Annotated in this window: 20 protein-coding genes; 10 read left to right on the forward strand and 10 right to left on the reverse strand. The window is 57.5% G+C overall.

The window, feature by feature from the left end; translation table 11 throughout:
* Position 1 precedes the first annotated feature (1 nt).
* The 3 genes from RBB62_RS12810 (at position 2) to RBB62_RS12820 (ending at position 3,570) form a co-directional block, all read left to right on the forward strand.
* Positions 2 to 1,252 carry a glycosyltransferase gene (locus RBB62_RS12810; protein WP_309399298.1) on the forward strand — a complete coding sequence of 417 codons (1,251 nt, stop codon included), beginning with the start codon at positions 2 to 4 and terminating at the stop codon, positions 1,250 to 1,252.
* A 111-nt stretch (positions 1,253 to 1,363) separates the two neighbouring features.
* On the forward strand, positions 1,364 to 1,672 hold the full coding sequence (locus RBB62_RS12815; protein ID WP_309399300.1) for a DUF4212 domain-containing protein: 309 nt from the start codon (positions 1,364 to 1,366) through the stop codon (positions 1,670 to 1,672).
* On the forward strand, positions 1,669 to 3,570 hold the full coding sequence (locus tag RBB62_RS12820; RefSeq protein WP_309399302.1) for a sodium:solute symporter family protein: 1,902 nt from the start codon (positions 1,669 to 1,671) through the stop codon (positions 3,568 to 3,570). The genes RBB62_RS12815 and RBB62_RS12820 overlap by 4 nt, the downstream gene beginning before the upstream one ends.
* Positions 3,571 to 3,836: 266 nt before the next feature.
* Here RBB62_RS12820 and RBB62_RS12825 read toward each other — a convergent pair whose 3' ends face one another.
* On the reverse strand, positions 3,837 to 4,247 hold the full coding sequence (locus RBB62_RS12825) for a DUF2721 domain-containing protein (RefSeq protein ID WP_309399303.1): 411 nt from the start codon (positions 4,245 to 4,247) through the stop codon (positions 3,837 to 3,839).
* A 154-nt stretch (positions 4,248 to 4,401) separates the two neighbouring features.
* Here RBB62_RS12825 and RBB62_RS12830 point away from each other — a divergent pair, with 154 nt between their 5' ends.
* Both RBB62_RS12830 and RBB62_RS12835 read left to right on the forward strand, forming a co-directional pair.
* Positions 4,402 to 5,271, forward strand: a complete 870-nt coding sequence (locus RBB62_RS12830; RefSeq protein WP_309399304.1) for a DUF3313 domain-containing protein — start codon at positions 4,402 to 4,404, stop codon at positions 5,269 to 5,271.
* Between the two features lie 263 nt (positions 5,272 to 5,534).
* Entirely contained in the window at positions 5,535 to 6,722 is a 1,188-nt protein-coding gene (locus tag RBB62_RS12835) for a glycoside hydrolase family 16 protein (protein WP_309399305.1), read from the forward strand.
* Positions 6,723 to 6,753: 31 nt separating this feature from the next.
* Here the strand turns inward: RBB62_RS12835 and RBB62_RS12840 are convergent, their stop codons facing one another.
* The 3 genes from RBB62_RS12840 to RBB62_RS12850 form a co-directional block, all read right to left on the reverse strand.
* Positions 6,754 to 9,120 (reverse strand): ribonuclease R family protein, encoded by a 2,367-nt coding sequence (locus tag RBB62_RS12840; RefSeq protein WP_309399306.1) that lies wholly within the window; start codon positions 9,118 to 9,120, stop codon positions 6,754 to 6,756.
* Between the two features lie 120 nt (positions 9,121 to 9,240).
* The gene (locus RBB62_RS12845; RefSeq protein ID WP_309399307.1) at positions 9,241 to 10,977 is read right to left on the reverse strand and encodes a hypothetical protein; all 1,737 of its coding nucleotides are present in this window, start codon (positions 10,975 to 10,977) and stop codon (positions 9,241 to 9,243) included.
* A gap of 2 nt (positions 10,978 to 10,979) precedes the next feature.
* The gene (locus RBB62_RS12850) at positions 10,980 to 13,025 is read right to left on the reverse strand and encodes a hypothetical protein (RefSeq protein WP_309399309.1); all 2,046 of its coding nucleotides are present in this window, start codon (positions 13,023 to 13,025) and stop codon (positions 10,980 to 10,982) included.
* 307 nt (positions 13,026 to 13,332) lie between these two features.
* Between RBB62_RS12850 and RBB62_RS12855 the strand changes: the two genes are divergently transcribed.
* Genes RBB62_RS12855 through RBB62_RS12865 form a run of 3 tightly spaced genes read left to right on the forward strand, consistent with a single transcriptional unit; the run spans position 13,333 to position 15,630 of the window.
* A complete protein-coding gene (locus RBB62_RS12855) occupies positions 13,333 to 14,970 on the forward strand; it encodes a translocation/assembly module TamB domain-containing protein (protein WP_309399310.1) in 1,638 nt (545 codons plus the stop codon).
* A 51-nt stretch (positions 14,971 to 15,021) separates the two neighbouring features.
* Positions 15,022 to 15,237 carry a hypothetical protein gene (locus RBB62_RS12860; protein ID WP_309399311.1) on the forward strand — a complete coding sequence of 72 codons (216 nt, stop codon included), beginning with the start codon at positions 15,022 to 15,024 and terminating at the stop codon, positions 15,235 to 15,237.
* Between the two features lie 21 nt (positions 15,238 to 15,258).
* A complete protein-coding gene (locus RBB62_RS12865; RefSeq protein ID WP_309399312.1) occupies positions 15,259 to 15,630 on the forward strand; it encodes a YdbL family probable chaperone protein in 372 nt (123 codons plus the stop codon).
* Positions 15,631 to 15,637: 7 nt separating this feature from the next.
* On the opposite strand, the gene RBB62_RS12870 is transcribed toward RBB62_RS12865, so the two are convergent.
* On the reverse strand, positions 15,638 to 16,564 hold the full coding sequence (locus RBB62_RS12870; RefSeq protein ID WP_309399313.1) for a phytoene/squalene synthase family protein: 927 nt from the start codon (positions 16,562 to 16,564) through the stop codon (positions 15,638 to 15,640).
* A gap of 803 nt (positions 16,565 to 17,367) precedes the next feature.
* Entirely contained in the window at positions 17,368 to 17,703 is a 336-nt protein-coding gene (locus tag RBB62_RS12875) for a glutaredoxin family protein (protein WP_309399314.1), read from the reverse strand.
* A gap of 148 nt (positions 17,704 to 17,851) precedes the next feature.
* Between RBB62_RS12875 and RBB62_RS12880 the strand changes: the two genes are divergently transcribed.
* Positions 17,852 to 18,697 carry a hypothetical protein gene (locus tag RBB62_RS12880; RefSeq protein WP_309399315.1) on the forward strand — a complete coding sequence of 282 codons (846 nt, stop codon included), beginning with the start codon at positions 17,852 to 17,854 and terminating at the stop codon, positions 18,695 to 18,697.
* Between the two features lie 452 nt (positions 18,698 to 19,149).
* Here the strand turns inward: RBB62_RS12880 and lspA are convergent, their stop codons facing one another.
* The 3 genes from lspA to ileS all read right to left on the reverse strand — a co-directional run bounded on the left by lspA (position 19,150) and on the right by ileS (position 23,373).
* The gene (gene lspA, locus RBB62_RS12885) at positions 19,150 to 19,719 is read right to left on the reverse strand and encodes a signal peptidase II (protein WP_309399316.1); all 570 of its coding nucleotides are present in this window, start codon (positions 19,717 to 19,719) and stop codon (positions 19,150 to 19,152) included.
* Positions 19,720 to 19,722: 3 nt separating this feature from the next.
* A complete protein-coding gene (locus RBB62_RS12890) occupies positions 19,723 to 20,487 on the reverse strand; it encodes a TraR/DksA family transcriptional regulator (RefSeq protein WP_309399317.1) in 765 nt (254 codons plus the stop codon).
* A 138-nt stretch (positions 20,488 to 20,625) separates the two neighbouring features.
* Positions 20,626 to 23,373, reverse strand: coding sequence for an isoleucine--tRNA ligase (ileS, locus tag RBB62_RS12895; RefSeq protein WP_309399319.1), 2,748 nt, complete (start codon positions 23,371 to 23,373; stop codon positions 20,626 to 20,628).
* A 452-nt stretch (positions 23,374 to 23,825) separates the two neighbouring features.
* Here ileS and RBB62_RS12900 point away from each other — a divergent pair, with 452 nt between their 5' ends.
* The gene (locus RBB62_RS12900) at positions 23,826 to 24,125 is read left to right on the forward strand and encodes a hypothetical protein (protein WP_309399320.1); all 300 of its coding nucleotides are present in this window, start codon (positions 23,826 to 23,828) and stop codon (positions 24,123 to 24,125) included.
* Positions 24,126 to 24,315: 190 nt separating this feature from the next.
* Here RBB62_RS12900 and RBB62_RS12905 read toward each other — a convergent pair whose 3' ends face one another.
* Positions 24,316 to 26,631, reverse strand: a complete 2,316-nt coding sequence (locus tag RBB62_RS12905) for a polyribonucleotide nucleotidyltransferase (RefSeq protein WP_309399321.1) — start codon at positions 26,629 to 26,631, stop codon at positions 24,316 to 24,318.
* Positions 26,632 to 26,657 lie beyond the last annotated feature (26 nt).

A 26,657-nucleotide genomic window follows, 5' to 3' on the forward strand; every position in this document is an offset into this window, starting at 1 on the left:
GATGCGCGTCGTCATCACCAGTCATGGCTCCACGGGGGACATGGTGCCTATGGTGGCCCTGAGCCGTGCGTTGCTCGATGCCGGGCATGACGTGGTGTTTACGGCGCCGGATTTGTTTCAAGATTTGATCGAAGGCGCGGGCGTGCCGTTTTACGAGGTCCCGCCCAAGTGGTCCACGGAAGACGGACGCACGGCGATGAAAGCGCTGGCGCGCATCAAGTCGCCGATGAATCAGCTCAAGCGAATTTACGAATTTGGCAGCGGGCATTACCAAGAGTATTTCGAGAAACTGGAGGCGCTGACCGAGGGCGCGGACCTGCTGGTGTCGTCGTATTTATACCCGTGCTTGCAGGCCTTGGCCGAGCGACAGGGCGCGAAGTTTGCCGTGGCGACCTTTGCGCACAATGCCGTGCCGACGGATGATCAGTCGCCGTTGCCGTTGCTGGATTTTCCGTTTTTGCCGGGTGCCTTGGGAGTTGCGTGGCGTCGGCTTTGGTGGTGGATCGCGGACACCGCTGTTGTGCCAACGCTCAATGGCGTGGTGGGCGCTGACCTGCGCGCACGCGGTTATTCGACGAAGTGGAGTTTCTTCCGGCGGCCGGCGCCGCTGGCGTTGGTGACGGTGTCGGAAAAGCTGTTTGCACCGGGCAAGGGCCGGGTGGACCCGCGCTTTGTTTACACCGGCTACTGGCGCTACCAAACGCCGGTCAACGACGCCTTCGAAGCGGAGGTTGACGCGTTTTGCGCGGGCGAGCGCGTGCCGGTGTTGAACTTTGGCAGCGTGACGTGGGACAGCGCGACGGATGAGTTTACCGAGCTGCTGGAGGTCTGGCCACGTGGCAAAAAACTCATCGTGCAAAGCGGCTGGGCGGGCTTTGCCCAACTGCCGGGTGCCGAGCGGAAGGACATTCTTTTAATCGGCCATGCGAACCACGACCGCCTCTTTGCGCGGGCCTCAGTGGTGATTCATCATGGCGGCGCCGGGACGACGGCTTCCGTGCTGCATGCCGGTGTGCCGCAAATCGTGATCCCCAGCATTGCGGACCAATTCTTTTGGGCGCGGCAATGCGAGAAGCTCGGCGTGGCGATCATTGGTCGACAGAAAACTTGGTCCCGTGATTTGCCCCAATGGGTGGCGACGGTGGAGGCCGGCGCTGGCTACCGTGCATCGGCGGTGTCGGTGGCGGAGACGTTGGGCCAGGAAGACGGCCCCGCGAAGGCGGTACGCATGCTGGAAGATTACGTGCGCTGATAGCGCGTGGGCGTCTGATACACATCAAAGGACGCTTCTATCATTAGCATCTCTTGGTGGATTGATAATTATTGCTTGCGCTCCAGTGCTTTACCTTCGATAACAGCGCGCGTGCCTCAACCCACCCCTACAAAAGAAGCGCTCGTTAACCGCTATTGGCGAGCAAATGTCTTAATTACGCTTGGCCTCCTGTTTGTCTGGGCGTTCGTCAGCTTTGGCTGCGGAATCTTATTCGCCGATAAACTGGACGCTATCCATTTGTTTGGCACTGGCTACCCGCTCGGGTTTTGGTTCGCTCAGCAGGGCTCGATTATTGTGTTTGTCTTCCTGATTCTGTTCTACGCGATTTTCATGAATGCACTCGACCGCAAGCACAAGCGTGAGATGGACGAGTTTAAGGCGAAGGGAGGTGAGGCATGAGCGTTCAAGTTTGGACATATATTTTCGTCGGCCTCAGCTTCTCGCTCTATTTGGGCATCGCCTGGTGGGCGCGCGTGGCCGACACGAAGGGCTTCTACATTGCCGGGGGCGGCGTGCCGGCGTCCGCCAACGGCATGGCTACGGCGGCTGACTGGATGTCCGCCGCGTCGTTTATTTCAATGGCTGGCCTCGTTTCGACGATGGGCTATTCGGGTGGCGTTTACCTGATGGGCTGGACCGGAGGCTATGTGCTGCTCGCGTTGCTCATCGCGCCGTATCTCCGCAAGTTTGGCCATTTCACGGTGCCGGACTTTGTGGGCGACCGCTTTGGCACGAACTACGGTGAAGGCAAGCCGGACTCGATGATGAAGCGCATTTTGGCCAACCCCGCGCGCGTGGTGGCGGTGGTCTGCGCTTTGTTCGTGAGCTTCACTTATGTGGCCGGGCAAATGCGTGGTGTGGGCTTGGTCTTTAGCCGCTTCCTCGAAGTGGAGATCAACGTTGGCGTGGTCATTGGTATGATCATTGTGTTTGTCTATTCGACGCTTGGTGGGATGAAGGGCATTACGTGGACGCAGGTAGCGCAGTTCTGGGTGCTGATCACGGCCTTCCTCGTGCCGACGATTGCCATTTCGCTCAAACTGACTGGGGAAATGGTCCCGCAGATCGGTCTCGGTTCGGAGCTGGTTGACGGCGGCATGATGCTGCTCGACCGCCTCGACGGCCTCCACAAGGAACTAGGCTTCAGCAGCTACACCGAGCCTTTCCAGGGCAAGTGGGACAAGGCGAACGTCTTCATGGTCGCCCTCGTTTTGATGGCTGGCACCGCAGGCTTGCCGCACGTTATTGTGCGCTTCTACACAGTGAAGTCACCCGCGGCGGCTCGCTGGAGTGGCTTTTGGGCGCTGCTGTTCATCTCGGGCCTCTACCTGAGCGCGCCGGCGCTGGCAGGCTTTGCACGCTTCTACATGATCAATACGCTCAATGGTGCGACCGAGGAAAACATTCCCCAGTGGTTCACCAACTGGGAGGAAACCGGCCTGATTCTATGGGTGGATGATGGCGACGGCAAACTGCATTTCTCCAATAAAGAGGACAACGAAATCTTCCGTCAGGGGCCAACGCTCAGCGATAGTGAACTGCTCCACATCATCAAGGATCACCAGCTCTACATTGACACCAAGGGGACTGCAGACCCGCGAGGCGTCGACGGACGTGCGGTTCTGCGCGACATGGGCCTAAGCGGTCCGGACAAGGATATCATCGTTTTGGCAACGCCCGAAATGGCCGAGCTGTCGAACTGGATCATCGCGTTCATTGCGGCTGGTGGTTTGGCCGCGGCGCTCTCCACGGCGAGTGGTCTGCTGCTGGTGATTTCCTCCTCTGTCGCGCACGACCTTTACTACCGCATCATCAATCCCGTGGCCTCGGAGAAGCAAAGGCTGATGGTCGGTCGCGGCTTTATTGGGTTGGCGGTCGTGATCGCGGGCATCTTTGGCATCTACCCGCCCGGGTTTGTGGGCGAGGTGGTGGCCTTCGCGTTTGGTTTGGCCTCGGCGAGCTTCTTCCCGGTCATTCTGCTCGGCATCTTCAATCGCCGCGTCAGCACGACTCCAGCCGTGTTTGGCATGATGGCGGGCATGGGCTTCACGATGTTCTACATCATCGCGGTGAAATACTTCGGGATGGCACAGTGGACCTTCTGGGGCCTTAGTGAGCCTGGTATTCAACCGGCGGCCATTGGCGCCATCGGCATGGTGATCAACTTCATCGTCGCGATTGCGTTGTCCTATGTTTGCGAAAAGCCGGGACCGGAAATTCAGAAGTTGATCGACTCCGTCCGCGAACCCGAAGACGCCGAAGGCTCAATCAATATCGAAGACGCGCCGGAGCACTGATGCCGTTTCGGCGGAGCCGAAACGGAGATTAAAGGAAAAAGTTTAAAGATTAAAGTAGTGGCGAATTCCTTGAATGGAGTTCGCCACTTTTTTCGCGGAGGTAGTGCATCAAAGTTGAAGCGGCATTTTGCCGCTTTGCCTTGTCAGGAGAGCGTTAGGGGCAGGTGAGAATGAACCGGATTTTTTGAACAGAAGGTAACAAAGAGAGCAAAGCCACTTACGGCTATCCTTTGCTAACTCTGCTGCATTCTGTTCAAAGAGTTGTCTCAGCCACGCTTCTTGGCGCGGCCTTCAGGGCGGCAGTTCTCGAGGACAACTTTCAACGCGTTGCCAGCGAGCATGACTTCGCGCAGGCAGACGGTGAGTGACGCAAACAGCAGCACTACGCTCAGCCCGAAGAGCACTTCGCCGAGCATTTGAAGATTGGTATGAATCGCGAGGATCGACGCCAGGCAACTGAGCAACGAGAGGATGCCCAGCGCCTGCATCCACTTGATGAGGACAAGGCGTATTTCGAGGTTGTCGATCTGCCGCTGCATCGACTCGTCGTCGTGCTCCATGAGCTGCCCGGCGAGGTCGCGGACGATGCGCGCGAGCGCGAGGAAGCGGTTCGTGTAAGCCAGCATCAGCAGTGATACTGCAGGGAATAGAATGGCTGGCGTCTTTACGTCGATCATGGGTGGCTGACTTACTGGGAGTGCTTGGTTACTTCTATTGAAATCCTTCGTGCTTCAAAATGGAGGAAGACCACGCCTGAACACAAGGCGCAAAGCTGTGGCGATGACTTCGAGATTGCTTCCCAGGCTGCGATGCAGTCTGATTGTTTATCCAATGAAAGCTACCGCGATCTACCTGGCCCTGGCCGTATACACCCCGACATTTGCGGGTGCCGGAATTTTTTCCAACATCCAGGAGCGCCTCAATGAGCGCACTGAAAACATCACTGATCGCAGCGCACTTCTGTCTTCGACCGAGCCGCTGGACACCGATTCCGCCAACCAAACCGGGCCAGCTCAGGCCATCGTCGATACGGTCAAGGCGCCGATTCAGGACGGCATCTCCGAGCTGACGCCTACGCGCGCGGCGCCGATGACCAAGTCCGGCTTTTTACCGAGCTACGATGGCTTTAAGGAAGACCCCGAGACTGGCGCCTGGATCTGGACTGCGAAGCCCAAGCCGTTGGCCGCATACAAGAGCTTCGCCATCGCACCGATCGTGGTTTACCCAATGAAGGGGGCGGAGTTTCAAGCCGTGAGCCCCGACGACCTGAAGAAGCTCACGGACTATTTCCGCTACGAGCTGACGAAGGCTCTGGAGGCGCAAGGCTTTTCCGTGGTGGAGCAGGGAGGCAAGGGCGTGGCCGTGTTGCGCATTGCGATCGTCAACGTCGTGCCAGGCAACCCGGTGAAGTATGCGGGCTCGTTTTTTCCCTACGCGCGCATTGCCGACGCCACGAAGTCTGCGACTGGCGGCACGCACATGGGCGTGGGCGTTATCTCCATCGAAGCCGAGGCGCTCGACTCCGCAACGGGAGAACCGGTGGCGGCGGCGATCGATACGCTGGCTGGCAAGAAGCTCGATGTCCGCCAAAGCCTCAACAAGTGGGGCGACATCGCGCAGGGCATCGACACCTGGGCGCAGCGCTTTGCCAAGCGAGTCAGCCAAGCGCATGGCGATAGTGCTTCGGGAAGTGCAGAGTGACGCCCTCTTAGAGGGCGTCTAAAAACTCAAGTGGTCTTCGCCCGAGAGCGTCTTCGGGGTCAAAATATCATTTCTTCATCTCGACGAAACTGGTTTCGCCTCGCTTCAGAAGCCGAAATTTTGCCTCTCGAATACATCTCCCCGACTCGATCAGACTTTTTAGACGTCCTCTAAGAGATAATCACGGATAAGTGTATTTGCATCGCGATTCTCGTAATTATCAATGCATTGACTCGCTTGGGTTACTGAGCAATTCTGTTTCCATGAAACGATACCTCGTATTATTTACCCTTTTGTGTCTGCTCGTCTCGGGAGCACAGGCTGAGCAAAATGTCGCCCTCGGAGATTGGGCCAAAGTGACTGCGCCAACGGAATACCAGCAAGGCGTTCCGTTTACGATCAAGGTCGATGTGCTAAAAGTTGATGCGCCGACGAAGTTGGTCATCAATGCAAATTGGCTGAAGAAGAGCGGCGGCTTTGGCGGATTCCTACAGCTGCTCAATATCAATGAGGACATTTCCGAGCCGAAAAGTTTCGAGTTCCAAGTGACGATTAAGAAGTCCAAGCCCGACTTGAAGAGCGTGAGCTTGGCCCTGTATCTCTCACCCGATGGCAATTGGAAAAACAAGACCGAGTCGGGCGTGGTTGGCCTCACACCGAAAGCAAAGCCAGCTACCGGCCATGAGACGATGGAGTACGAGAAAATCACTGCCGAGGCCAAGCCGTTTTACATGAACTCAGCTCCTCCAGTGGCGACCTTGGCAGAAGGAGGTTTTGCGGCGGAGCCGTCGTTTGAGGACAATTTTGATCCCGGTTGGCCCAACAAGAAGGCCTGGCGCGTGGCAAGCTGGAAGCAAAACGGCACGATGATGAGCCCGGAGCGCTGCTATGTGGACGATTCTGGCATGCTCGTGCAAACCGTTTTAAAGGGCGGCCCTCCTTACAAGGGTGGCTCGTTGCAGAGCGCGAGTGAGTTTGGCTGGGGGCGCTGGGTTGCGCGTATTAAGCCCACCGATGTTCCCGGCGCGTTGAACAGCATGTTCACCAAGGATTGGGACGATTTGACGACCGCCAAGCCCGATAACGACGGCACCGGCTTCGAGATCGATATTGAGCTGCTCTCCTACACCTTTGGCAAGGACAAGGGCGCGGTCCACCTCGCGATCCATGCTAAGGGCTACACCAATTACATCAGCATCAACCCGACGCTGGATTTCAATCCCTCCGACGATTATCACGAGTGGGGCTTCGACGTGTTGCCCGACCGCATCATTTGGCACATCGATGGCAAACTCTTGCACGAGTGGAAATACACCGAGGAGGTATACGCCAACGAAGGCTACGAAATGTTCTTCAACTCCTGGACCATGCCGAAGTGGATCCACGGTCCGACCACGGAAGACGCGGACTACTTCATCGACTGGGTGAAGTTCTACCCGCTGGAAAAGTAGCGGCTATGATCAGGGGGCGGCGCGCAAATCCTTACTTGTTGCGCCGCCGTTGACCCTGCCGGCTTTTGCCGCCACTGCCATAGCCTTTGCCCCCACGTCCGCCGCGCCTGGGCTTCTCTTCGATTTGGTCGGTGAGGCGGAAGTCCATCTGGCGCTTGAAGCGGTCGATGCGCTCGATGACCACCTGCACATTGTCGCCCACGCTGTAGCGCTTTTGCTTCTTGCGGCCGAGGAGGGCTGCGCCGCCATCGACGACGTGGTAGATGTCGTCTTGCAGCGTGGAAATGTGCACCATGCCGAAGGCCATTGTTTGCGTGAGCTCGATGAAGAGACCGTGGTTGCGGGCGTCGGTGATGACTGCGTCGAAGTGATTCTTCTCGGGGCGCTCGGCCTCGCGTTCGAAGAATTCGAGGAGCTTGATTTTATTGGACTCGCGTTCGGCTTCCTGACTGTTGCGCTCAGTGATCGAGACGTGGTCGCCGAGGCGGTCGAGTTCGCTCTTGGAGTAAATCTTGGGCGGTCGCGAAGGCGCGGTTTCGTTGCCGGACTTCGTCAGGTGGAAGTCGAAGATTCGGTGGACAATGAGGTCCGAGTAACGGCGGATCGGCGAGGTGAAGTGCGCGTAGAATTGCTTGGCTAGGCCGTAGTGGCCGTCGGCCTCGGCGCGGTAGCAGGCTTGCTTCAGGCTGCGCAAAAAGCTGATGCGGAGCGTGTAGCCTTGCGGGTGATCCTTGATCGTGCGGAGCAGCTTGGTGACTTCGCCGCGCTTGGTGAGGTCGCCGCATTTGATGCCGGCGATGGCCATTTGCTGGCGCAGCTCGTCGAGCTTGTCGGGCTCGGGTTCGTCGTGGACGCGCGAGAGGTAAGGCAGCTTCGCCAGGGACAATTCCTTGGCGACGACTTCGTTGGCCAACAGCATGTATTCCTCGATGAGCTGGTGGCTCTCGTCGTATTCGTGCTGGACGATTTTGTCCGCATAGCCAGCCTCATCGACGTAGATTTTAACCTCGGGCATATCGAGCTCCAGGCTGCCTTTCTTGAAGCGGTCACGGCGAAGTTTTGCAGCGACTTTCCACAGGGCGCGGACTCCCTTTTGCAGGTCGAGTAGTTCGTCGTCTTTGAGCTCATTCAGCGCGCGGCCGGTGGAGCCGGTCTGGTGCGCGGCGGGCAGCGGTGTGGCGCGAACTTTCTCCAAATCACTCTGCTTGAGCAGCGCTAGGGCCTGTGCATAAGTCAGGCGTTTGTTAGAGCGGATGACGGAGTTACTAAAAGATTTTTTGCGCAAGCCGCCTTTGACATCGAAGTCCAGCCAGACGGTTTTTACGAGCCGGTCTTCGGCCTCGACCAGCGAGCAAATGCCGTTGGACAAGGCGTGAGGCAGCATGGGGATCACGCAGCCGACGAGGTAGGTGGAGTTGCCACGTTTTTGCGCCTCGCGGTCGAGCGGGGTGTTGTGTTTTACGTAGGCGGAGACGTCGGCGATGTGCACGCCGATCTTCACGCCGCCGCTCTTTTTATACTCGATGGAAAGGGCGTCGTCGAAGTCCTTCGCGTCGTCCGGGTCGATGGTGAAGGTGAAGATTTTGCGTGCGTCGAAGCGGTTGCCGATGTCGCTGTTCGTCACCTTGGGCGAGACTTCGAGCACCTGCTCGCTGACGGCCTGTGGGAATTCCGGTGTGAGGTCAAACTTGTGGAGCAGCGCCTTAAACTCGGCGCCGGGCTCATGCGTTTCGCCGAGGACTTCGATGATCTCGCCTTCGGGATTAAGGTGGCGCTGGCGCCATTCGAGCATGCGCACGATGACCTTGTCGTCCTCCTTGGGGCGTGGAAGGAAGGCAGATTGCTCAGGCGGTGAGACGAGGATGTCCTGGATGATGCGCGGGTCGTCCGGGATGACATACCAAAACATGCGAGAGCGCTTGAGCGTGCCCGGGAACGTTTCCCGCTTGCGCTGGAGAATGCGGATAACGCGGCCAAACTGCATGTTGGCAAAGTCGGTGCGGCGGCGACTGCCACGGTCGCGCCCGTGAAAGCGCTTTTCGTAATCGTCCACGCGGACGAGGACTTTGTCGCCATGCATGGCGAGGCCAGTGTCCTCGGACTTGATTTCCAGGGGCTCGCGGGTGGCCTGCCCGGGTTTTTGCTCGGGAAAGACGCGGGCGGAGCCGCTTTGGCGGAAACTGATTTCGCCGGCGACGAGGTCGGCGTCCTTGGGCAGCACAAAGCGGTCTTTTTTGACGCGGGCAATGACGCCCTCGTCGAGCAGTTTATGCAGGGTTCGGCGCAGCTGTTTACGTTCGTTTTTGCGGAGCAGGAGGGCGGTTGCCAGTTCGTCCTGGCGCATCGGGGAGTAATCTTTCTTCCCCAGCAATTCGATAATCGATTCTTCTAAAGCCATAGGTGGTAGGCGAAGCATAGCGTAAGTTCATGGCGGGTGAACAGCTTTTATCTTCTTTCACGTGAATTGTAATAAAAGCAACGGCTCAATGCAAATTTTGTTGCCGATCTGAAGCATGGCTCACTGCTTGAGCAAATTCTGAATCATGGCGCGATCTGCGTCGTAGAGATTGGGGGTGCTGAGCAGAGCCGCGCCGTTTTGTGGATTGCGCTTGAGCGACAATTTTGCTGCTTTCTCCAGATTCTCGGCGCGCCGCTTGTCATCGTGAGTCATCGTCGCGATGAGCTCGAAGGTTAGTTGCGGCCGTTGTTTGAGACGCTTATCGATCATGGCCAGAATGGCGGAATTTCGGCGATGGCCGGGGGGCAGCTCAACAATCCACTCGACCGCCATGTCGTCATTAATTTCCAGCAAGCCCGTGGTTACGCCATAAGCGGAGCCGTATTCCGGGCCGCCCGCAGTGATCGTTTTGGCCCAGGCAATCGCGGCTTCGGGGTCTTCGGACGCCCACTTTTGGGCCACCCTCATGTAGGGGCGGTGGTGGGTCTTGGAGTCCGGGTGATTCTCCAGATAATGGGTCACGGCGTCCGGGCTGATGATGATCATGTCCGCGAGGCGGGTGAAGTTGTAGTCGCGCGTGGTGATCGGCGGCAGCGCTGCCAGCCATTCAAACATGACTTCGGGGTTTGCTTGAGCGGCGTGGCTCATAATCGCTTGCACCGTGACTTGCTGGAGATTGACGGGGAGGTCGTGCGGGTATTGTTCGATGGCAAATTCCAAATCGTATTTGGCGACGTGCTTATAAAATGCCTTGGTGGGTTCGCGCATGTCCATGGCGTTTTGGTTGTCGCGAATCCACTGGAGGCCAAGCGCGGGGTCGCTGTCCGCCAAGGCGCGGGCGATCTTTGGCGCTAATTCTGCCCGCGCGCCCAAGTCTTGAACCTGGTTAAACAGCTGAGCCGCCAAGCGGCCATCTGCATTGGCAGATGCATGACTGAGGGCTTGGATGACCAATGGCTGGAGCGTGGGTTCGTCCACCGAGAGTGACCATGCTTCAGTGGCGGTTGGGTCGGTTTGATACCAGCCATTGATTGCTTTGCCTAAGGGAGAGTTGCCCGATCCTTCGCAGACTCCGGTGAGTTGGGTGGATGCGGCGATTGCCGCGTGGGCGTCTTTGCTGGCCCAGTCCTGAAATAAGTCGCTGTGTTGGCAGGCGGTCTCAGGCTTTGATTTCAGATACTGGATCAGGCTTTCGGAGTCGAGGTAGAGCCAGCGGTCGAGTAGATGCCGCATCTGTTGCTTGCGATCCCAGTCCTCTAACTCGGCTTTGCTGAGTAGTTTCTCATAGGCGTAGAAGTCTGGCTGTGGATGACGCCTCAGATAATACTCGGCCAGGTTATATTGGAAATAAACGGGCAGCAGGTCTGTGTCTGGTGTTTTCAAACCGTATCGCAAGCGGGTTTGCATTACGTCATAAAGGTATTTCGCCTGCGCCTTCTCGGGCAGTGCTTCAACCACGGCCAGAACTTCTTGGGGTTGGTCGAAGGTGACGCGCACCAGAGCGTTGAGCAGCACGCCGACCGTCTCCCTTTCGCTTTGTAAGCTGTCGCCAATGGCTTTGACCAGGGCGGGGCGCTCGCTCAGCGCCCAAGCTGCCGCGAGGGTCAGCGCTGGTTGGTAGTCCGCATTCTTCGACTTCGGCGGAGGCATGAGTGAAATCACGCCGGTCAGGTAATCGGCTTGGACTGCTGGGTCAGAAATCGCCGTATAACTTGCAAACGTGGGGCCTTGCCCGAATGCATTGAGCAGGCAACACATGAACGCGAAAATCGTGAGATGGATGGGAAGTTTCGGCATGGCTATTTCACGTATTCCTGAACGTTGGCGAGCTCTGCTTCGGTAAAGGTTCCTGAGGCGCGCGCGTCGTCGAGTATCTGTTGTTTGCGCTCTTTGCTTTCGTCCCAAAAGATGGTGCCAAAGGCCTTTTTGCGGCGATCCGGATCTTGAATCTGGGCGGCATAGCGCGCGGATTTGATGGCGTCTATTTCTTCAAAATGCAGGGAGCAGGCGTAGGCGGCGGCGGAGTGCTCCAGCGAGCCGGCCTCCAGCGAAGTAGTCCACTGCTCCACGGTATCGGGCGTCTGGCGGAGGTAGCCATAGAGCGAAATGATCACGCCGTTGGTGCGAACCTCGTCATTGAGCGAGAGCGCCCACTCCAAGGCGGCAGGCGGGTCCTTGCGGCCCCAACTGCGGGCAATGGGGTTGATGGCATTGACGTCGTAAGCTTCGTCCGGTAGATCTTTCAGGTAGGCCGCCGCCTTAACGGGAGTTCGCCGGGATAGAGACTTCGCGATTTCCGCATTGGCATGTTTCTGGGCCGCAGTCGGCAGGGTTCGAATCCATTTTGCTGCGGCTGCCGGGTCTTGGCGGTAGAAGTCATTGGCGACTGCTTCGACGAGATCCTTGTTGTTAATTTTCTCACTTGAGGCCAAGTATTTGGCGGCTTCCTGGGGGGATTCGCTGGCCCAGCCTTCAAACAGGGATTCTTCCATGTCCGGGTTCCGGTTTTCGATGGGGACTGACTCGACCCAGGCCAGAGCAGACGCGGGGTCTTGTGCGCCCCACGAGTCCAGCATGGATTCCGTCGCCTTGTCACGGGCCCAATTTTCATTGATCGCACTGATTAGTTCCGCGGCGCGTTCGGGGTTATGCCGATAATGGCTGGCCAGCTCGAGCAGGTAATGATTGCGGGTGCGCCCCGGGGGGAGCGTTAACGCCCACTCGGTGGCGGCGCCCAAGTCTTTATCAGCCCAGAATCCAATCAACCTTTGGTGAGAGGTTGAATTGGTCGCTAAACTGCGAAGGCCGACCATTCTGGAACTCACCGCATTCATGGCGCTCTCTGGATCTTGCTGGACCCAAGGCTGGAAGACGGTGCTCATCATGCGGATTTCATAGGAAGGCAGCGCGATGGCGTATTCGGAGGCGGCGGCGGGGTCGCGCTCCATCCATTGGGACAAGATATCGGTGAGCACTTGCTGCCGGATGCCGGTGGCAACGATGTTGTTGGTTGCGAAATCCAGGGCCGCTACAGGCTCTGTGCGAGCCCACACGAGCATGGCGTCGGGCAGCAGCTCGTTGATGGCGGTCAGGCTTGGCTGTGAGTCAATAGCCATGATCGCCGCATCGGGATCGACGGCTGCCCAGTTTGCCACGATGAACGCAAAGCGGGATGCTTGATCAGGGTGGTCGCTGACGTAGTCCAATGCATACTTTGCCGCGCCCTCGGGCTCACCCTCGTAGATGCGCCGGAGCAAGGTAATGGTGGTGTCGGTGTCCGTCTCCGGGCCCAGGTGAATACGCATGAGGTTGAGCGCTTTTTCTGAATCTGTCTCGGCAAGGGCGTAGATGCTTTTCGCATTGGGCTGCCCGGAGTCTGCCTGCTCATTTAGCCATGCTTGAAATGGTGCTGCCGCATCCGTTCCTTTCAGCAGATAGGCGGCATATTTCGCTGCCCCCCGAAGGTCGTGTTCCTGGCAAATCTTCAACAACGCTTCTGGATTCTCCCGACTCAGAACTTGGACTGGTTGGGGGCTGAGTTCGTGGAGAACGCAGCGGGGATCTTGGCTGATTGTTGTGGCAAGGTTGGAGGCGTCTTGTTCGGCCCATTGGGTGAGTAACGCATCCAGCAGATTCGCGGCAAGGAACGGACGGCCCGTATCCAGTTCATCCATCATGCGGCCGTATAATTCGGCCCAATCCTGCACGTTGCCGTGTTCGATCAAGGCGAAGTCGCGGTCAAATTGCTCGCTGCGGGAGAGGGCGCGTGGTGCGGGCTTATCTGCGTGATCCTGTGGCGTTGGGGGGGCTTCTGGCTCAGGAGAGCAGGCTACCAGAAGGAACATAGCGCCCAAAGATACAGCGGATCGGCAGAGAACGTTCATAAGTGTGGGAGGGCGGGAGAGAAAAATATTGGCCGGAATGGGGAAGGCTGTGTTTATGTAGTAGTAGTTATTCGTTTAGATCAATGCAGTAAGTGCAGGAATTGATCTATATTTTTGATTTGGCCTTTGCCGAGCGCAGGCCCGTGGTCCGCGTCGAGTCGCACCATCCGGTGGTTGCGCTACGGGTATTGGCGGAGTCTTCGTCTTTTGCACCCTGCAAGATTGCTTTGCGCGGCAAAGTAAATAGCGTGGTTCTTTAATGCGACGCTTGTGGCGATTCATTTGGTGGACCGCGCTGGTAATCGGCCTGCTGATTGCTGTGGCGTTGTTCACGCTGCGCTGGTGGGTGACGAGCGCTGTGAATGCCGCCTTGCCGCCGCTGCTGGCGAAAGCTCCTTTGGAGCAAGCAACGCTGGAAAGCCGAGAGCTGGGCATTACGGCCAGTGAAGTGCAGATCGATGAACTGCGCATGCCGGGCGTGACCTTGCGAGACACCGAAATCGAAGTCGATTACACCGTCGAGCAATTGCAGCGTCAGAACATCGATTCGATTACGATCAGTCATCCGTTTCTGGCGCTCGATCTCGGTGCGCTGTTGAATCAGTCAAGCGAATCGGAAGAGGTCGAAAACGAATCCAGTGGCTTCCATATCCCAGCTGAAAAACCGCTGCGTCAGTTCCTGGTAGAGGACGCCGAGATCGAGCTGCTCAAGGGCGACTGGCGGCAGCAGCTGAACGCCAATGCGGACATCAATTTCGATGCGCGCACGCGCATTAAGCTGATGGTGGACGATGGTGTGAGTCCGCTGAACATGACTGCTGTTGGCTACCGTGAAGGCAAGCGCGCCGTGCTGCGCGCCTCGTGGACCCTCGACAGCGTGACGCATTGGCTGAACTCTGCGAAGGAGTTCGATGTTCAATTGCCGAAGCTCGCGCGCGGCATCGATATGAGTGGCACGCTGAATTTTGATGCAGCCTTGGCGCGCAAGGACGCGCTCGATGTAAAGGCAAGTTTGCGCGCGGCTCCGATCTCTGCGTCGATTGCCGATGGTTCGCTGGAAGGCGATTCGCTGGAGGCCGCGGTTTATGGCTTTTGGCCGGATGGCTTGAAGGCGCGTTTGGCCCTGACGCCCGCCACGCTGGCTTGGCTCAACGGCTCGGGCAGCATCGAAGGATTACGTGGCAAGATCGATCCCGTCTCACTGACGCCGCTTGGCGTCTTCGAGCCGCAGACGCTCAGCTTCGACAGTTTTGCACAGGGCAAACTCACGGCCAGCGAAGGTCGGCTCACGTTTACTTACACGCCGGATAGCGAGCCAGTGCTTGATGTGGATTTGGACGCGAAGGCGCTCGATGGAACGATTACCATTTTCATCAAAGGCAGCCCGTTTGAGCCGCGTTCGTTGGAAGTACGCGTGCGCTTTGACCACGTGGACTTGGAGAAACTCGCTGCGCTGATGCCCGATTTCGAAGGGCGCATCATCGGCTCCGTGTCGGGCGAACTTGGTCTACGGCTGAGCCACGAAATCGACGGGCTCATGCAAGGGCATCTTGAAATGACTCCGGGCACGACGGGGCGTTTTCAATTTTATAAACAAGGCTGGATCACCCAGGACCCGAGCATGGATGTGGCGGCTTACGTTCGCGACAAGGATTTGCTGACGCTGCTGCAAGAGCCCAATGGGGCGACGATCCTGACCGAGCTTGCCATGCGCGATCTGTCGATGACGAACTTTCGCCTCGATGTTTCCGAAACCAAGAAAGCTCAGCCCGCAAAGGTGGTGATTTCCATCGAAGGTGAGAGCACAGTGAAGGGCACGACGGTGCCTATCGTGCTCGATATCCCGGTGAAGGGCGACGTGCTGGAGACGCTCAACCTGATTTTAAAACTTCAACAAAAGATGTAATAATGCGTGGCATGCATTGACGCCCACGTTGCCCAGTGTATGCTCAGGTTTATGCAAAAAGCCTTTCCTCTGGCGGTCATCGCCTCGAGCCTCCTCTGCGGTTGTATACAGACCGAGCACAAAGTCGAAACGCATCACAAGATCGACCCGATTCATATCACCGTCGACGTGAACCTGAAAGTAGAGCGCGAGCTGGACGATTTCTTTGGCGATCTTGACAACCAGTCGAGCTTGATCGACGAATCCGCCGCAGACAGCGCTCAATAACCTCAACCCCCTTTACGAGCCATGAAGCAACGAGTCATCATTACCTTTTTCCTCTCTTTAATTTTCTCCATCGCCTCCGCCAGCGCCGCCGATTTGGGAGCGGTGAAAAAAGCGATGCAGCAGCGCCTGCCGCAGATTGAATCCTTGTGGTCCCAGGGCCTGGTTGGTGAAAACAATCAGGGCTACCTCGAAGCCCGCGGCAGCCTCTCGGCAGATCAGACGAAGCTCGTTGCCGCGGAAAATGCCGATCGCAAAACTGTCTACACGGCCATTGCCAAATCGGCGAATGTTTCCGCTGCGCAAGTCGGCCAACAGCGCGCCTTACAGATTTCCAAAGGCGCCAAGCCCGGGCTCTGGCTCCAGGACACCAAAGGCAACTGGTATAAGAAATAGCCGTGCTCTAGCTCGCAACTGACTTCAGCGCGATGCAGAGCTTGCGGCGGGTCGGCACGTAGCAACGGCCCGCAAATACATCGCCTTGCTTGCGCTCAATCGCGCCGAGGATGCCGCCGTAAACGCGGCTCATCAGTTTTACGCAAAAGCGCGAGCCATCGCCATCGAGGTAGCGCAGGCCGGTTTCGCCGGAGCGGTAGTAGTCGCGCGCGCGCTCGATTTGAAAGCGCACAAACTTCTGCCAACGCGGGTCCGCGGCGTTGGGCGTGGCGAGGAATTCTCGGTCGAGGCCGAACTCGGTCAGCTCCTCGCGCGGCAGGTAAATACGGTTGCGCGCAAAGTCTTCCGCCACGTCGCGCAGGATGTTCGTGAGCTGCATCGCGATGCCCATTTCGATGGCGCGCGGCACGCCTTCGATTTCCTGTAAGCCGAAGATGCGGCTCATGATCAGCCCGACGACTGAGGCTACGTGGTAGCAATAAAGTTCCAGCTCAGGCCAGTCGACAAACTCCACGGGCTTGCGGTCCCAGCAGCAGCCTTCCATCAGGTCCACGTAAAAGCTGGTTGGCACGGCGTATTGGTGCGTCACTTCGGCAAAGGCGGGCGCGAAGGGCAGGGCGCTTTGCCCAGCGAGCATGGCGTCGAGCTCGGCTTGTAGCGTGGCGAGGTCGGGCTGTTGATCCGGCGGCGTTTCATCGATCACGTCGTCGACCCAGCGGCAAAACGCATAGATCGCATAGGCCGCGCATTTCTTCTCTGCGGGCAGCGGAAACGACGCAAAGAAGAAGCTCGTTGCGTGTTCGCGCGTGGCCTCTTTGCAAGCGGCGAGTGATTCGGCCAGCGCAGGGTTGCGGCTCCAGCCAGCCTCCGGCTGCGGGGTGTCCCAGTCGGTCGGTAGTTTGCGGGTGATGTCGTTGCCCAGTGGTTTCGGCATGCGTAGCGTGATTTTTGAACTCAGGTAGGGACGGTTGCCCTCAACCGTCCGCCACTGTGCATACAGAAGATCGTTTGTCCAACTGAATGAAACGCGGACGGTTGAGGGCAACCGTCCCTACCATTTGCAAACAGCGATCAAAAACACCGCCAAGCTGAAGATACGGCGCGAGCCAGCCTCCGGTTGCGGGGTGTCCCGGTGGGTTGGTAATTTGCCTGTGATGGCGTTGCCCAGTGGTTTCGGCATGCGTAGCGTGATCTTTGAACTCCGGTAGGGACGGTTGCCCTCAACCGTCCGGTTTCATTGGGTAACCGTCCGGTTTCATTGGGTAGCCCTCAATCGTCCGCCACTGTGCCTAGAGAAGATCGTTTGTTCAACTGATTGAAACGCGGACGGTTGAGGGCAACCGTCCCTACCATCTTCAAACAGTGATCAAAAACACCGCCAAGCTGAAGATGCGGCGCGAGCCAGCCTCCGGTTGCGGGGGTTCCCGGTGGGTTGGTCGTTTGCCGGTGATGGCGTTGCCCAGTGGTTTCGGCATGCGTAGCGTGATCTTTGAACTCAGGTAGGGACGGTTGCCCTCAACCGTCCGGTTTCATTGGGTTGCCCTCAACCGCCCGCCACTGTGCATACAGAAGATCGTTTGTCCAACTGAATGAAACGCGGACGGTTGAGGGCAACCGTCCCTACCTGACGCGAGCGGAGGCAACAACGTACGGCCCAAAGAAAAACGCCGCTCCCGAATTGGGTGCGGCGCGTCATTTTCGCAGTGCGAAAATCTAACGGTCCAGCCGGAGGCTGGCTTAGAAGAAGCGCATCGTTTTGGACGCCATGCGCTCGTGCTCTTCATCGGTGCACGGGGCGTTGGTGGGGACGTCTGCTTCGGCGCTGCTGGGCTCGACAATCTGGTTGCTGAGCATGTAATTTTCGACTTCTTCGCCGCTGACGTCGGCGAGCATGACGCCGTCGATCTCGACACAGGGTGAAAGTGTTTGGCCTGATTTTTCTACCATTTCGGCGTAGATCTCCGGGTTGTTAATGATGTCCCGGTCTTCAAATTCGATGTTATATTTTTTGAAGATAGCGCGGACGCCATTGCTCCAGCCGCAGTATGGTTTTAACCAAGCAATTACTTTCATGTGTTGTTCTCCAGTTTAAATGTTGCGCGCGTCTCAGTTGAGTAGCGAGTATTATTAAAGTGGTAAGCTACAGATATATGCCGGGAAAATCAAGGTCGCACGTGAATTTAATGTTAATTCTGCGGGCCACCGAATGCATGGCTTTTAGATGTCCTCGCTGAAACCGGGTTTTGCGCTGAGGCGCCTGCCGAATGATCTGGCGCTGGACGCCGCAGGAATCGCTGTGGTGTGGCGCCTGGCGCTGGCGCATGGGTTGGGGCTAACGGTCTCGGCGGGCTCTCAGTGGGTGTTGGGATTGTCGGTGTGGCTGGTGTATTTGGGAGATCGTTGGCTGGACGTGCGTCGGAAAGCACCGTCGCAGCTGCCGACGCAGCGCCACTGGCTGGCAGCGCGCTGGCGTTGGCCGTTGCTGGGCTTGTGGCTTGTGGTGCTGATCGTGGATGTCTGGTTGGCCTGGCAGACGCTGACTGCCGCACAGTTTAATGCTGGTTTGCTCGTGCTTGGCTTGAGCGTGGCCTATACGGTTGGTATTCAGCGGCGGGCTCGAGTGCGACGGACGAAGGAGCTGCAGGTGGCGTTGATCTTTGCCGTGGGCGTGGGGGCGTTTTTTGTGGGTGAAACATTGGGCGGCGCAGCGTGGTTTTGGCTCGTGCTGAAGCTAATGCTGTTTGGCATGGCTTGCTTTGCCAACTGCGTGCTGCTGGCGCGCTGGGAAATGGATGCAGACGTCGCGCTGGGGCGGCAGTCTTTGCCGCTAGCTATGCCAGACCGCGCTGCAAAGCTCCGGCACTACGCGCTGGCCACGTGTATCTTTGGACTGCTGGTCTTTGTCTTTGCCACGCCGATCCTGTCGCACAGCGCCATCGCACTTGCGATTTACGGGCTCTCGCTTCTGGCGATTGATAAATTTGAATGGCCCCGCGATCCGGAAGACCGTCGTTGTGTGGCCGACGGCTGGCTGCTCGTGGTTGGGTTACTGGCCTGGCTGGCGTAGGGCGGGGTTTCCGGCACAACGGACTTTTAACCACGAAGGACACGAAAAGCACGAAGGCTGAGAGGCAATGATTTTAGTCTCACGCGAAGACGCAAAGACGCGAAGATTCTTTGGGGCAGTCATTGCCACATAATCTCAAATTCGATGGTTGGCTCTTCGCGCCTTCGCGTGAAACAACACTCGCCTCGGTGGAAACCTTCGTGCTTTTCGTGTCCTTCGCGGTTAAAAAACGTCTCGCGGGTGATTGGGCTATCGCATGACAGCGCTGGCTATTTGTCTAATCCGGTAATCTGACTTGGCGAAACCCGAGGCAAGGCGCGGCCCAAAGTATGCTTTAGATTCCATGAAATTGCCCCAAATGGGTCGGAAAATGGAATAAAAGTATTGGTTTGGAAATTCATAAGCACGGTAAGTGTGCTGTAAGTATATGAATACCTAGCGTTTAGGAAGTTTTAGCTCTTTTCTGGAGCGGGGGCGGCCTTTTTTTCCTTAAATGCCTCAATCAGAGACAAAACGATATAGATGCCGACGCCAACGGTAATGCCGCTGTCGGCGACGTTGAAGGCCGGGTAGCGGTAGCTGCCGAGGTGGAAATCAAGGAAGTCCACCACATGGCCGTAGGCAAAGCGGTCGATCATGTTGCCGATAATGCCGCCGATCAGCAGGCCGAAGATCAACTGTAAGAGACTGCGATGCAGCTCCAGCTGTTTGCGGAAAAAGTAGATAGCGCCCAGCGCAACAAAGCCCAGCAGGCCGAGGATGGTCGAGTAGCCGGAGAAGATGCTCCAGGCCGCGCCATCGTTGTAAACGTGGATGATGTAAAAGAAGTTGGGGACGACCTCGATCATCCCCCCATCATACGGGTTGGCACCCGCGGGCACCGAGTTGACGATCCAAAGCTTGGTGGCCTGATCGAGGACCAATACCACCACTGCGATGATCCATAGCTTGGCGTAACTAACGGGGGCCGAAGCGGCCTTTGGGTTGCTGGGGCTGCTCACGGCCGGGTTCGTAGCGGCCATCGACTAGTTGTCGTCGTCGTCGCCACCCATAGCGAGATCGTTGTCGTCCGCATCTGCAAAGACGCCGCCACGGTGGCTCTTGTGCTTGCGGGTGCGTTCCATCTGACGCTGACCTTCGAGTGAGTAGCGGGTGAACGGCACAGCCAGCAAACGCTCCTTGTCGATGGGTTCACCGGTGTGCTCACAGACGCCATAGTCGTCGTCGAAAATGCGTTGGATCGCTTCTTCGATCTCGTAAAGGGCTTCCTGCTCGTTGGACACGAGGCTCAGGGCGAAGTCGCGGTCGAAAGTGTCGGTGCCGGCGTCGGCCATGTGCTGGCCGTAGCCAGAGAGGTCGCCGGAGTCGTCGCGGTTGGAGCGCTTGAGGGTGTCTGCGGTGTGAAGCTCGAGCTCGGCGGTGACGTGCTCGCGTAGCTCGAGGAGCAGCTTGTAGTGCTTGGCCCACTTCTTGGGGACTTGGCGGCCAGGGGGGACGTCTGAAGACTTCTTCTCGGTCGGGTTGAAGCCGAGGATGTCGGCTAGCGAAGCGGCGTTGTGGGCGCGGTTCTCGACTGGCTCGTCCTTGATTTCGGTCTTTGCCTTGGCAGCCTTCTTGGCTACCTTGGGCTTTTCTTCTTCGGCCTCCGGCTTCTTGGATTCCAAAATCTGAGCCACGTCTTCCATTGTGAAGACGACGGGGGTCTTGCCCTTCTTCACCTTGAACATGGAGGGAGTGTTGCTGCGGCGGCGAGCGCCGAGCACAAGTGCCTTGGTTTGTTCGTCAGGCACATTTTTAGCCGCAGGCGCATCCTTTTTCCCATTCGATTTCGCGGGAGAAGCCTTAGCAGATGTTTTCTTAGACGACTTGGATGCTGTTTTCTTTTTTGCGGGCATAATTATGTGTGATTTAAGGTAAAGGGTATGTGGTTAAATTAAGTTCAGCGCCTTCAGAGCGTCGCGGTCGCGTGGGGATACGCTACCAAAATCACCTGCTGGCACGAGCTCAGAAACCCAACGCCAGGAGCGTGGGCAACGTTCGCCATCGGCATGTGCGGCTGTGAGTTCAACTTCGCCATCGGTCTTCGTGGCCAAGCTGACTTGAGAAACGATAAATAGTTCCGGTAAATCTGCTTCATACTTCTTAAGAAGCTTCAGGAGCGGATCTTCTTCCGTCGCCGTGATGGAAACTTTGGCCTCAAGGTTGGCCCCAATGACCTTCTCTTCACGCAGCTTTTCGAGGGGCAGGTTGACCTGCTCTTCGCGGAAGTTGATGACGGCGTCGATGTCGGCCGCGACTTGGGCGTCGAACGGGAAGTCGCTCGCCTTGGGCCAGGGCTGTAGGTGAATGCTGTCGTCGGCCAGCTCTTCGCCGCTGACGTGGAAGCTCCAGGCTTCGTCGGCGGTGAAGGTGAGCACCGGCGCAATGACGCGCACCAACGCACGGAAAATCAGGTAGATCGCGGTCTGCGAGGACGCGCGCTCGGTCCACTCCGGCGCAAAGGTGTAAAGACGGTCTTTGAGGATCGCATGATACACGCGCGAGAGGGTGACGCCCACGAAACGGTCGATTTCCTGATAGGCGCGGTGGAACTCGTAGTTGTCCATCGCCGTCGTGACGCGCTCCACGAAACCAGCGGTCTGCATGAGCGCCCACTGGTCGATCGGAGTCAGGTCGGCAGGCTTCACGGCGTCGGTTTCGTAATCGAAGCCGGCGAGGTTGCCGAGCTGATACATCAGCGTGTTGCGAACGCCGCGATAGACGTTCGAGACGAGCTTGAAGTGGTTTTCCGACAAACGGATGTCGCCACGGTAGTCCTGTGAAGCGACCCACAGGCGCATGATGTCCGCGCCAAACTTTTTCACCCAGCCGTCGGAGCTCATCGCGCCCTTGGACTTGGAGATCTTCTCGCCCTTTTCGTCGACTATGAAGCCGTGGGTGACGACGTTCTTATACGGTGCCGCGCCATCGGCGATGACCCCCGTCCAGATCGAGCTCTGGAACCAGCCACGGTGCTGGTCGCTGCCTTCTAAATAGAGGTCGGCGGGCCAGGAAAGCTTTTCGTTCTGCTGAAGCACGGCGCGGTGTGAGCAACCGGAGTCGATCCACACATCGAGCGTATCGCCGCCCTTGGTCAGCGTCTTGCCAGCAAATTCAGCGGGCAGCTCAATGCCATCGAGCAACTCTGCGGCAGACTGCTCAAACCAGATGTTGGTCCCGTTTTCAGCCACCTTGTCGGCGAGGGCCTTGATGACGTCGGCGTCGATCAGCGGATTCTTGTCATCGTCATAGAAAACAGGGATCGGCACGCCCCAGGAGCGTTGACGGCTGATGCACCAGTCCGGGCGGGTTTCGACCGCGCCGCGGATGCGCTTGATGCCAGCTTCGGGCGTCCACTTGACCTGCTCGATTTGCTCCAGGACCTTTTCGCGCATGTGATGCGCGTCGAGCGAGACGAACCATTGGTCCATCGCCCGGAAGACAACCGGCGTCTTCGAACGCCAGCAATGCGGGTAAGAGTGCTCGTGCTTCTTGACCGCCATGAGTGCGCCTTTCTCCGTAAGGATACTCAGGACGGCGCTGTTGGCCGGGCACTTGCCCTTTGTTTCGAGGACGGTCACGCCGACGAGTTCAGCAGGAACCTGGCCATCATCGACATAGCAGCCATTATCGTCGAGCGGACAGTAAATTTCGAGGCCGTATTTGAGGCCGGTCAGGTAGTCTTCCAGACCGTGACCGGGGGCGGTGTGCACGCAGCCGGTGCCGGACTCGGTGGTGACATAGTCGGCGAGGACGACCGGGCTGTTGCGATCGATGAACGGATGCTTGGGCTGGAGGCTCTCCAGCTTGCGGCCTAGGTGCTTTTCGCCCAGCGTCGCGCCTTCGAGTTCGCAGCTCTGGATAAAGTTTTCCGCAAGCTGGTCGACGACGATGTAGGTCGCGCCGTTGTGCTTCACCTCGACGTATTCGAGGTCCGGGTGCACGGCTACCGCGAGGTTGGCAGGCAGCGTCCAGGGAGTCGTCGTCCAGATGACGATGTAAAGTGGGCCGTCGATGTGGAGGAACTGATGGCCGGGGATTTCGAAGCGAACCCAGATCGACGGACTGATGTGGTCGTGGTATTCGACTTCGGCTTCGGCTAGTGCCGTCTCGCAGGGGATCGACCAGTAAACCGGCTTCTTGCTCCGGTAAACCAAACCCTGCTCGACGAACGACGCAAAGGTGCGCAGGATAGTCGCCTCGTAGGTCGGCTTCATGGTCTTGTATTCCTCGGCCCAATCGGCGAGGACACCAAGGCGCTGGAATTGACCGCGCTGCTTCTCGATGAACGATGCGGAGAAATCGGCACAGGCTTCACGCAGCTGAGCGGGGGAGAGGTCTTCGCCCTTTTCGCGCAGCTCTTTGGTGACCTTGAATTCGATCGGCAGGCCGTGGCAGTCCCAGCCAGGCACGTAGGGCGCGCGGAAGCCCTGCATGGACTTGTAGCGCAAAATGGAATCCTTAAGAATCTTGTTCAGCGCGGTGCCAATGTGCACATCACCATTGGTGAACGGCGGGCCGTCGTGCAGCACGAAGGAAGGGCCCTGGGCGTTCTGCTCCTGAATTTTTTCATAGAGCCCCATTTTCCGCCAATGCTCGAGGCGGGAGGGTTCTCGTTTGACCAAATTCCCACGCATGGGAAACTTGGTGTCTGGGAGGTTTAAGGTGTCTTTGAGTTCCATTGCCTGACGGCTTGGTCGCCGATTGGCGCACTATTTGCAAAAGGCGGGGAGTCTGCTGCTTTCACACCGCAAGTCAAGGGTGGTTTTACCCATCGCCGCATTCCTGCATGGTCAGAGTTTGTGTAAATGGATTAATGGGTCAATCCTCTGCTTAATGTTGAATTCTATTCACTTATGTTTGGTGGGGTTTGATTACTGTTTTCTGCTTCGGAAATTCACCGTTGATGTGGAAAATTCTGAAAAATAGTGCTCGCATTAGTCGGGGTAATTAGTCACATCAATGGCTTTACCTAAAGTGGCGTTAAATCGGCATTTTCTTAATCATATTCTTGTTAAATTGTAAAATCATCTTGTCACTGAGGGCTGATTTATTCAACAATTAGGTATTATAACCTAGATGGGCTGCGATGAATCGTTTAGTTGAGCAATGTAATTTATCTGAGTTCGAAGCAGATGTGTCCTTTTTGAAGAGGCTTTTGCTCGAACTATATGAGCGTACATCTTGTGAGGTGCATGATGATGTGCTGAGGTTCAGTTTTGAGCTCGAGCAGAAGTATGATTACGTCAAGGATTGTATGTTGTTTTTACTGATCATTGGCGGAACGTTACCGACTCAAACGAGGATTTATGATTTCGAAGGGACGGATTCTATCGAAAAATTCATTAAGAATTTGTATTTTACGCATTGTATTGAAGGCGTTGCATAGTGTTACGCCGCAGGGCCACATGGGTTTGGCGATATTAGATCGCAGCGGGAGCTAATAAAAATTTTCGGGCAAAGTGATGCGGTGTGCATGGTGTGCAGGTTACCATCATGAGTGTCGATTCTCTGCGTGTGTCAAAAAAACCGCGCCCTTACAGGACGCGGTTTGAAATGAATGAATTGAGAGCGGGCGCTTAGGCTTCGGAGGAAGCTTCTTCACGCTTGTCCCCGCCGGAGTCGCCATCGCGATCACGGCGCGGACCACGGCCACGACCACCATCGCGACCGCCACGACCGCCGTCACGGCCACGGCCACGGCCACCGTCACGACCACCACGGCCACGATCACCACCTCCATCACGGCCTTTGGGCTCGTAAGGCTTGCCTTGGGCTTCGCAGAGGGCTGCGAGGCGGGACAGGCGGACACGGCCCTTGTCGTCGATGCCAACGCACTTGACGAGGATTTCGTCGCCCAGCTTGCAAACGTCTTCGACCTTCTCCACGCGGAACTCTGCGAGTTCGGAAACGTGAACGAGGCCTTCCTTGCCCGGGAGGCATTCGACGAAGCAGCCAAACTCCTTAATCGCACGGACGATACCCTTGTAGGTCTTGCCCGGTTCGATTTCGGCGGTGACGAGTTCAATCTCGTTGATCGCACGCTGCATGGCGTCGCCATCGCTGGCGAAGATGAGCACGCGGCCGGAGTTGTCTTCGTTGATGTCGATCTGTGCGCCGGTGATTTCCACGATGCGCTTGATGTTCTTGCCGCCGGGGCCGATGAGGGCACCGATCTTTTCCGGGTCGATCTGGACCTGCTCGATGCGCGGTGCACAGGGCTTGAGCTCGGTGCTCGGCGCTTCGATGGAAGCGGTCATGATGTCGAGAATCTTGTCGCGGGCGATCTTGTTCTGGTAGATAGCCTCCTTCGCGAGATCCAGCGGGATGCCCTTGATTTTAAGGTCGAGCTGGAAGCCGGTGATGCCTTCCTTGGTGCCGCAGATCTTGAAGTCCATGTCGCCGAAGTGGTCTTCTGCGCCGAGGATGTCGGTCAGGATGACGCTTTCGGTTATGTTGCCTTCTTCCGCGCCACGGGTCACAAGGCCCACGGAGATGCCGGCAACTGGAGCGCTGATCGGCACGCCCGCGTCCATGAGGGACAGGGTACCGCCGCAAACGGAAGCCATCGAGGTGGAGCCGTTGGACTCGAAAATATCGGAGACCAGACGGATTGAGTAAGGGAACTCATCTTCGCCGGGGAGCACTGCGAGGAGCGAACGCTCGGCAAGTGCGCCGTGGCCAATTTCGCGACGACCCGGGCCGGTGAAGCGACCGCATTCGCCAACCGAGAACGGCGGGAAGTTGTAGTGGAGGATGAAGCTCTTGCTCTTCACGCCGCCGGTGAGGGCGTCAAGTTCCTGCGAGTCCTTGCTGGTGCCGAGGGTCAGGGAAACGATGCCCTGGGTTTCACCACGCTGGAACAGCGAGGAGCCGTGCACGCGGGGAAGGACGTCGGTTTTGCAGGAGATCGGGCGCAGGTCATCCGGACCACGGCCATCCACGCGCTTCTTGTTCACTAGGATGTTTTCGCGATAGAGCTCTTCCTGGAGCACTTCGAAAGCCATGTTGATCTGCGGGCCGATCATGCCTTCCTCGACGAGGTTGGCTTCGGTCAGGGCAGCGGTGGCTTCGTCCTTCAGGGCGGAAACGGCGTTGCCGCGCTCGACCTTGGAGTCCTGGAATACGGCGGCCTGCATCTTTTCGCCCACCGTCTTGCGGCAGAGCTCGAGGACGTCGTCTTGAACCTTGATGAGGTCAAAGTCCTTCTTGGTCTTGCCAACCTTGGAAGCGAGTTCCTTCTGAGCGGCGATGAGCGGTTGGATGGCGTTTTGCGCAAACTCAAGGGCTTCGATGAAGCGAGATTCGGGGAGCTGGTCCGCCGAGCCTTCGATCATCATCATTTCCTTTTCGTTACCAACGTAGATGAGGTCGAGTGTGGACTCGAACATTTCTTCGTGGGTCGGGTTGACGACGAACTCGCCGTCGATCTCGCCCAGGCGGATGCAGCCGATCGGGCCGTGCCACGGAATGTCGGAGCACAAGCAGGCGGCGGATGCGGCGTTGACCATGAGGACGTCCGGGTCGTTGACCAAGTCGGTGCTCATGAGGATGCCGATGACCTGAACCTCAAAGAGGAAGCCCTTCGGGAAGAGCGGGCGCAGCGGGCGGTCGCAGAGACGCGAGGTGAGGATTTCCTTCTCGGAGGGGCGGCCTTCACGCTTGAAGTAGCCACCAGGGAAACGACCGGCAGCGGAGAAACGCTCGCGGTAGTCCACAGTGAGTGGGAAGAAGTCCTGGTCTGGTGAGCGCAGGCTGGTAGCAGCGGTGGCGGAGACAAATACGGTGGTCTCGCCCTTGGTGATGGTAACAGCGCCGTTGGCCTGTTTTGCGATGGTGCCCGACGCAATAGTGATGTCGAGCGATTCGATGTATACGCTATGTTCTTGTTTCATTTATCTTTTTGGATGTGTCAGCGGGC

The sequence above is a fragment of the Cerasicoccus maritimus genome (assembly GCA_031296935.1).
Classification (GTDB): domain Bacteria; phylum Verrucomicrobiota; class Verrucomicrobiia; order Opitutales; family Cerasicoccaceae; genus Cerasicoccus; species Cerasicoccus maritimus.